The organism is Streptomyces iakyrus, from assembly GCF_000717055.1.
GTDB classification, from domain to species: domain Bacteria; phylum Actinomycetota; class Actinomycetes; order Streptomycetales; family Streptomycetaceae; genus Streptomyces; species Streptomyces iakyrus.
In genome coordinates this window covers 23154-30845 of sequence record NZ_JNXI01000041.1, presented here as the reverse complement: position 1 = coordinate 30845, position 7692 = coordinate 23154, and the positions used below count along the sequence as shown (strand labels likewise).

6 protein-coding genes and 1 pseudogene are annotated in these 7692 nt (G+C 74.2%); 3 read left to right on the top strand and 4 right to left on the bottom strand.

The features are described from left to right. Positions 1–20: 20 nt before the first annotated feature. Entirely contained in the window at positions 21–1703 is a 1683-nt protein-coding gene (locus OO68_RS40005; RefSeq protein WP_167345948.1) for a glycoside hydrolase family 13 protein, read from the bottom strand. Between the two features lie 294 nt (positions 1704–1997). Here OO68_RS40005 and OO68_RS40000 point away from each other — a divergent pair, with 294 nt between their 5' ends. Continuing rightward, positions 1998–2942, top strand: coding sequence for an LAETG motif-containing sortase-dependent surface protein (locus tag OO68_RS40000; protein WP_033314402.1), 945 nt, complete (start codon positions 1998–2000; stop codon positions 2940–2942). Between the two features lie 124 nt (positions 2943–3066). On the opposite strand, the gene OO68_RS39995 is transcribed toward OO68_RS40000, so the two are convergent. Then, on the bottom strand, positions 3067–4041 hold the full coding sequence (locus tag OO68_RS39995; protein ID WP_033314401.1) for a nucleoside hydrolase: 975 nt from the start codon (positions 4039–4041) through the stop codon (positions 3067–3069). Between the two features lie 291 nt (positions 4042–4332). Between OO68_RS39995 and OO68_RS48135 the strand changes: the two are divergent. Beyond that, a pseudogene (locus OO68_RS48135) lies at positions 4333–4466 on the top strand (pyridoxamine 5'-phosphate oxidase family protein); the annotation flags it as partial. A 47-nt stretch (positions 4467–4513) separates the two neighbouring features. Here OO68_RS48135 and thrS read toward each other — a convergent pair. Continuing rightward, positions 4514–5734, bottom strand: a complete 1221-nt coding sequence (gene thrS / locus OO68_RS39990) for a threonine--tRNA ligase (RefSeq protein ID WP_033314400.1) — start codon at positions 5732–5734, stop codon at positions 4514–4516. Positions 5735–6082: 348 nt separating this feature from the next. Here thrS and OO68_RS39985 point away from each other — a divergent pair, with 348 nt between their 5' ends. Then, positions 6083–6868, top strand: coding sequence for a hypothetical protein (locus tag OO68_RS39985; RefSeq protein ID WP_033314399.1), 786 nt, complete (start codon positions 6083–6085; stop codon positions 6866–6868). A 19-nt stretch (positions 6869–6887) separates the two neighbouring features. Here the strand turns inward: OO68_RS39985 and OO68_RS39980 are convergent, their stop codons facing one another. Next, positions 6888–7679 (bottom strand): GAF and ANTAR domain-containing protein, encoded by a 792-nt coding sequence (locus OO68_RS39980; RefSeq protein ID WP_033314408.1) that lies wholly within the window; start codon positions 7677–7679, stop codon positions 6888–6890. Positions 7680–7692: the final 13 nt, after the last annotated feature.

Below are 7692 nucleotides of genomic sequence, written 5' to 3'. Positions count from 1 at the left end.
CCCGCGCACCCCGCGGAGCGTCAGCGGCCCAGCCACACCGTCGTGTCCGGTCCGACCCGCCCGTCCTCCAGCGGCGCGCTGCTCAGCAGCACCTCACCGGCCGGCAGCTCCACCGCCGCACCCGACAGATTGGCGACACAGCGCCACCCCCCGCCGCGGTCGAACCGGAGCACACCGTCCGGGGCGTCCGCCGCCCACGTCAGCTCCTCGCCGTCGAGGAGCTTGCGGCGCAGCCGCAGGGCCGTTCGGTACAGCTCCAGAGTGGAGCCCTCCACCCCGTCCTGCGCCTCGACGGCGTACGCGGCGAAGCCGGGCGGCTGCGGGAGCCACGCCCCGCCGGGCCCGAAGCCGTACGACGGCCCGGACGTCGTCCATGGCAACGGCACCCGGCAGCCGTCGCGGCCCTTGCGGACGTGACCGGTCTGCTCCCAGATCGGGTCCTGGAGCACCTCGGTGGGCAGGTCGGCGACCTCGGGCAGGCCGAGTTCCTCCCCCTGGTACACGTACGCCGAGCCGGGCAGCGCCAGCATCAGCAGCGTGGCCGCCCGGGCCCGGCGCAGCCCGGCCGCCTCGTCCACGGCCGGGGCGTGGCCGCCGGACAGCAGCCAGGCGTTGAGGTCCGTGCCGGGCGGCAGCGTCAGCCGGGAGGCGTGCCGTACGACGTCGTGGTTGGACAGCACCCAGGTGGCCGACGCACCCGCCGCCCGGGCGGTGGCGAGCGAGTCGGTGATGACCTGCCGCAGTTCCTCCGCGTCCCAGCCGGCCTGGAGATACTCGAAGTTGAAGGCCTGGCCGAGCTCGTCCGGGCGGGCGTACAGCGCACGCCGGGCACCGGGCACCCACGCCTCGGCGACGGCCATGCGGGGCGGGCGGTAGGCGTCGAGGATCTTGCGCCAGTCACGGTAGATCTCGTGCACGTCGTCACGGTCGTAGAAGGGGTGGGTGCCGGGCGGCAGCGCAGTGAGCGCCTCCTCGCGGCTCAGCTCGGGCCGGCCGAGGTCGCGCAGGGGTTCGCTCAGGTCCTTGACGAGGGCGTGGGCGACGTCGATGCGGAAGCCGTCGACCCCGCGGTCGGACCAGAAGCGCAGTGTGGTGCGGTAGTCGGCGCGGACCTCCTGGTTCTCCCAGTTGAGGTCGGGCTGCTCGGGGGCGAAGAGGTGCAGGTACCACTGGCCGTCGGGCACCCGCTTCCAGGCGCTGCCGCCGAAGACGGACTGCCAGTCGGTGGGCGGGAGTTCGCCGTGTTCACCGCGGCCGTCGCGGAAGACGTAGCGGTCGCGGGCCGCCGAGCCGGGGCCCGCGTAGAGGGCCTCCTGGAACCACGCGTGCCGGTGCGAGGAGTGGTTGGGCACGATGTCGACGATGACCTTCAGGCCGAGGCGGTGGGCCTCGGCGACCAGGTCGTCGAAGTCGTCGAGGGTGCCCAGGCGCGGGTCGACGCCCCGGGGGTCGGCGACGTCGTAGCCGCCGTCGGCGAGCTCGGAGGGGTAGAAGGGGCTCAGCCACAGGGCGTCCACGCCCAGGGCGGCAAGGTGACCGAGGCGGCGGGTGATGCCGCGCAGGTCGCCGAGTCCGTCGCCGTCGGCGTCGGCGAAGCTGCGGGGATAGATCTGGTAGACGACGGCCTGGCGCCACCAGTCGGGGTCCCGGGACGACAGGTCGAGGGTCGAGCGATCGGTCACGCGGTCTCCTTCACTGGGCATACGGGCGACAGTTTTGAATCTGTCCAGAATGCCGGAAAAAGGAACCAACGAGTTGATCGGAGTGATCCATTCCCGCTGTGATGAAAGTGTGACGGGCGAGCAACTTCCTTTGCATCACCGCAGGTTGACAGTGTGCTGCGGCGGCGCCACGATGGGGCCACTGAGGCACATGTGACCAATGAGCCCAGTGTTTCTCAGACCACTCACTCCCCGGTGCGGCCCCGGCAGCCGCGTGCGTCGCGCTGCCCGCCCGCCGTCACCCGGGTCCGGCACACGCCAAGAAATGGGATACGCATGTCCATAGCGAGACGTGTCACCGCGCGACGCCTGCTGGGGACGGGCGCCGCGGCCCTCGTCCTCTGCGCCGCCTCCGCCACGACCGCCTTCGCCACCGGGACGCCCGGCGGCGACGGCTGGTCGTCCGGCGGCAGCTACAAGCCGGGCACGGGCGCCGGCACGGAGACCGGGACCGACCGCTGCCAGTTCTCGCTCGACGGCACGAACTTCTACGACTCGGTCAAGGTCGACGACCAGAACTTGAAGCCGACCGAGGACGGCAAGGTCCACGTCAAGGTCCGCACCGCCGGTGGCGCGGCCACCTGCACGGCCTCCCTCGCGTCCTACCTCGCGCACGGCGCGACGTTCGCGACCTCCGGCGAGCAGGTGTTCGTCGACTTCGACACGGCGACGGTCAAGCCGGGCGCCACCGACTCGCTCGACATCGCCATCCCGGACAAGGGCTGCTTCGGGCAGATCGACCTGTACCGGGGCGCGGTGAAGTTCGACGGCGAACTCGACGCGAAGGACGGCTTCGAGCACGGCGAGCTGCCCAAGGGCCCGGACCGCCCGGTCATCAAGGACAAGCTGATCGCGGCCTGGAACGGCGGCACGAAGGACTGCACGACGCCGCCGGCGGAGGAGGAGCCGCCCGCCTCCACGCCGCCCGCGAGCCCGTCCGAGCCGGCCGAGGGGACGACGCCCCCGGCGACGCCGCCGGCGTCCCCGTCCGAGCCGGCCGAGCCCTCGACGCCGCCGTCCTCCGACACGGACACGCCCACCCCGAGCGCCTCCGAGTCGACGCCCACCGCCCCCAAGCCGAACGGCGGTGGCGGCGACCTCGCCGAGACCGGTGCCGACAGCAGCACCGGCCCGATCGCCCTCGGCGCCGCCGCCCTGCTGGCGGGCGGAGCGGCCCTGGTCGTCGTGACCCGCCGCCGCGCGGCCAAGCGCGGCGCGTAGGACGCCCGCACCTGACTGAAGACGCCCGGTGTGCTGTCGTCCGGCGGCGACAGCACACCGGGCGTACTCGCGCCCGCAGACCGGACCACCCGGCGTGACGATCGCGGCGCGGCCCGCCGCCGGCTCACACCTCGACGGTCGCCAGGTACAGCTTCACGTAGCGCTCCACGTCCACGTCCAGCCCCACGTCGACCAGGGGCTGTTCCCGCGTGCCCTCGTGGATCTCCGCCTCGCCGGGGCGGGGACGGCGGTCGACGATCGTCATGCCGCGCGTGGGCCCCGGCGCGAGGGAGACGTCCACCGGAAGGCGGTGGGTCGTCAGGCCCTCCGGGTCGACTACGGCGCAGACCGCGCCCGCGTCGCCCAGACCGCCGGCCGTCTCGGAGGGATCGCCGGGACGGCTGTCGGGGTGGGCCGGGCGGTGGGTGAGCAGCCGCCCGGCCAGCCGCGCCCCGGGCTCGCCGCTCCCGCACAGCCTGCGCACGTCCGCCGCGGGGACCACGACCCGCGTGAACACGTCCAGCCCGTACATCGTGATCGGCACCCCGGCCGTCAGCAGGATCGCGGCGGCCTCCGGGTCGTGCCACACGTTGAACTCCGCGACGGGCGTGGCGTTCCCGACGGCCGCCGCGCCGCCCATGAAGACGATCCGCTCGATGTTGCCGACCACCTCGGGGTGGGTGCGCAGCAGCAGCGCGATGTTGGTGAGCGGGGCCATGGGGACGAGGGTGACCGGACGCGGGGAGGCGAGGATCTCGCGCCGCAGCAGCGTCACCGCGTCGACGTCGGCGGGCCTGCGGGCCGGCCGCGGCAGGCCCAGGTCGCCCATGCCGTCGCGCCCGTGCACGTGCTGGGCCGAGCGGGGCGCCTCGATCAGCGGCCGCTCGGCGCCCCGGGCGACGGGGATGTCGGGGGCGCCGGCCTGCTCCAGTACGGTCAGGGTGTTGCGGACGACGCCATCCACGTCCGTGTTCCCGGCCACGCAGGTGATCGCCCGCACGTCGAGCGCCGGGTGCCGTACGGCGAACAGGAGGGCGAGAGCGTCGTCGACACCGGTGTCGCAGTCGATGATCACCGGGATGCGCCGGCCGTCCGTCACGGCGGGACTCCTTCCAGTGGTGGTGCGGGGAGCTTCCTGGCAGCGACCCTACGGCCTGCCCGGCGGCCCGCGGGCGCCGCCGGCGTCAGGACCGCCGTACCGCCGTGACGTCGAAGTCCAGCCGCACCTTCCGGCCGGCGTCCGACGTCGCCGGCAACCGGATCCAGCACGTCTGGGCCGTCCTCAACCCCGACAAGCTCCGGCCCTGGACGGCGGGCTGACCGGCGCCGTACGGCGACACGAACGGACGCGGCGATGATTCCGGCCCCGGCGGACGGTCGTTGCAGGGAGGAGGGCACCTTCCACGGCATCGGGGACGAGTTCCGCAGCGGCGACGCGGTGGTGTTCGCCGTGGCCCCGGGCACGGCGTACGGCTTCGGCCGGGGGACCACGGGGTCTACAGCCACACGCGTTGGACGTTCTGAACCGCCCCGACCCCTGGTGATCCGTCCCGGCCCGTGGTGATCCCGTCCTACGACGGGTCCCACAGTCCGGGCCCGCGGGCCGCCACCCGGTCGCCGATCCGGCGCAGCAGCTCGGCGCCGGACAGGGCGTCCGGCCGGCGGCCGTCGCGCAGGCGCGGTGCCACAAGTCCCGCTGCGGCCTCCCGCCCGCCGATCACCGCCTGGTACGGCACCAGCCGCGCCGCGCGGATCCGGGCGGCCAGAGTGCCCTGCCCGGGGCCGGCGGCCTCGGCGCGCAGACCGAGCTCCCGGGCACGTCCGGCCAGGGCCTTCGCCGCCTCGAACTGTTCCTCCCCGACGGGCAGAACGACCAGTTGCACCGGCGCCAGCCACGGCGGGAAGGCGCCGCCGTGCTCCTCGACGAGGTGCGCGACCGCGCGCTCCACGCTGCCGATGATGCTGCGGTGCACCATGACCGGGCGGTGTTTCGCCCCGTCGGGGCCGGTGTAGTGCAGGTCGAAGCGTTCGGGCTGGTGGAAGTCGATCTGCACGGTGGACAGGGTGGCCTCCCGGCCCGCCGGGTCGGTGATCTGCACATCGATCTTGGGGCCGTAGAAGGCGGCCTCGCCCTCGGCCGCCTCGTACGCGACGCCGGAGCCGTCCAGGACTTCCCGCAGCAGGGCGGTGGCGCGCCGCCACAGCTCCGGGTCGGCCACGTACTTGCCGCCCTCCCCGGGCAGCGACAGCCGGTACCGGGACGCGCGGACGCCCAGGTCCGCGTAGGCGCGGCCGATCAGCTCCAGCGCGGCCCGGGCCTCCTGGACGGCCTGCTCCAGGGTGCAGAAGATGTGCGCGTCGTTGAGGGTGATGGCCCGCACCCGGGCCAGGCCGCCGAGGACGCCGGTCAGCTCCGAGCGGTACATGCCGCCCAACTCGGCTATCCGCAGCGGTAGTTCGCGGTAGCTGCGGGAGCGGGAGCGGTAGATCAGGGCGTGGTGCGGGCACAGGCTGGGGCGCAGCAGGACCTGCTCGGCGCCCACGTCCATCGGGGGGAACATGTCGTCGCCGTAGTGGTCCCAGTGCCCGGAGATCTCGTACAGCTCGCGTTTGCCGAGGACCGGCGAGTACACGTGCCGGTAGCCCGCCCGGCGTTCCGCGTCGCGGATGTACTCCTCCAGGGTGTGCCGCACGATCGCGCCGTCGGGCAGCCAGTACGGCAGCCCGGCGCCCATCAGCGGATCGGTGTCGAACAGGTCCAGTTCACGGCCGAGCCGGCGGTGGTCGTGCATGGTGACTCCTCGTGGTCAAGGAGGACGAGCACCACACGGCGAAGCCCCGGGGCACTCGCCCCGGGGCTTCGGACATCAGCTGTCAGCGCGCCGGGACACTCTCCGGCGTCGTCGTGGCGGACGGGTACGACTGGGCGCGCTGCATAGGCGTGACCGTAACAAGGGGGCCAGGAGCGGGGCGAGAGGTTTTCGGGCGGTGGCCGCGGGTGTCCCGGCCGCTCACCCGGACGGCCCGTATCGCTGGTGGGAGGGCGGTCGCGGTGGTGCCGTAAGAGCAGCATCCACCCGATCGTGGAGAGACCGCTCCGCCCAAAGGCGCCTCCACGAGCCCCTCGCAGGAGGCACCCGATGACCCACCCTCCGGCCGCCCGCGCCCTCCTCGCCTCCGCGCTGTCCGTGACCGCCCTGCTGGCCACGGCCGGCTGTGCCGTCGACGACGAGCCGCGGCCCCGGTGGTTCTCCGCCTCCGCGTCCGCCTCCGGCGCGTCCCCTGCCGTCGAGCAGCCCGCCGGTTCCGGCGCCGCCCTCACCGAGGCGCAGGCCCAGGCGGCGCTGGTCACCGAGGCCGACCTGGGCGAGCCGTGGGAACCGACCCGGGGCGCGCGCACCTGGCGGGACGGGCTGCTCAAGGCGACCACCGAGGACCGGGACTGCCAGCTGCTGCTGGACGCCCTCTACACCGAGGAGCCCTTCGGCGCCCCGAAGGGCCCGCAGGCGACGTCCGCGCTCGACGACGGCGACACCGACGCCCAGCTGCGCTACCGGGTCGCCGCCCATCCCCCGGCGGACGTGGACCGCACGCTGGACTGGATGAAGTCGCTGCCCGGCCGCTGCGGCCAGTTCACGGCCACGACGACCCGCGGCATCGTCCAGGGCGTGGAGGTCCGCGACCTGCCGCTGCCGCCGGTGGGGGACGCCCGGCACGCCCTGCGGGTCACGCTGGCCGGCGAGACGGAGGACGGGGAGCTGACCTACCTCACCATGGACCTCGCCGCCGTCCGCGTCGGCGAGGAGGCGATCACCCTTACCAACGCCGGTCTCGACGAGGTGTACGAGGAGGTCACCCAGCAGGCCGTGCAGCTCGGGGCGCAGCGCCTGGCCGAGATCAGGAAGCAGGGCAGGGCCCAGATCTGACACCCCGGGCCGGGGGGGGTCACGACCGGTCGAAGCGCGTGCGGTGGGCGATCACGTCCCGCGCCACGTCCAGGGCCGTACGCCCGTGCGCGAAGGCGTCCGCCCGCAGCCGCGCGAGGGCGTCGTCCGCGCCCACGCCGAGCTGCGCCATGATCATGCCGACGGCCCGGTAGACCTCGTCGTGGTCGGTGGCCAGGCCGCTCAGCCAGTCCTCACCGTCCGGGTTCTCGGGCTCGTCCCCGTGCGGCAGGGCCATCAGGGCCACGGTCATCACCCCGGCCACGATCCGGGCCATGTGCAGCTGGCCCTCGGTGAGCCCGCCCGGGCGGTCGCGGTACAGGTCGAGCGTGCCGACGCAGACCGCGCCGCTGCCCAGGGGCACCGCGTACACCGCCCGCACCCCGGCCTCCGTCGCCTGCTGGGCGAAGACCGGCCAGCGTCCCGCGTCCCGGCCCGAGGTCAGATCGCAGGCGAGCACCGGCGCGCCGTCCGCCAGCGCGCTCTGGCAGGGACCGTCGCCCAGGGTCGCCTGGATCTGCGCCAGGTGCGCGGCCTGCGCGCTGCTCGCGCTCAGCTGCACGGGCATGCCCTCGCTGCGCAGGGACACGCTGGCGCCGGTCACCGGCAGCAGTTCCACCGCCACCTCGCACAGCCGGCCCGGGACCTCTCCGGGCTCGGCGCCCCGCACACCCCGGGCGATCACGTCGGCGGCCCATGCTCCGTCCGGGTCCGGGTCACCGTCTCCGGTGCGCCCGGGTCCCTGGCCGCCGCCGGGGGCACCTCCGGGATCGTCCCTGGGCCGCACGGCCACCGCCTCCTTCACA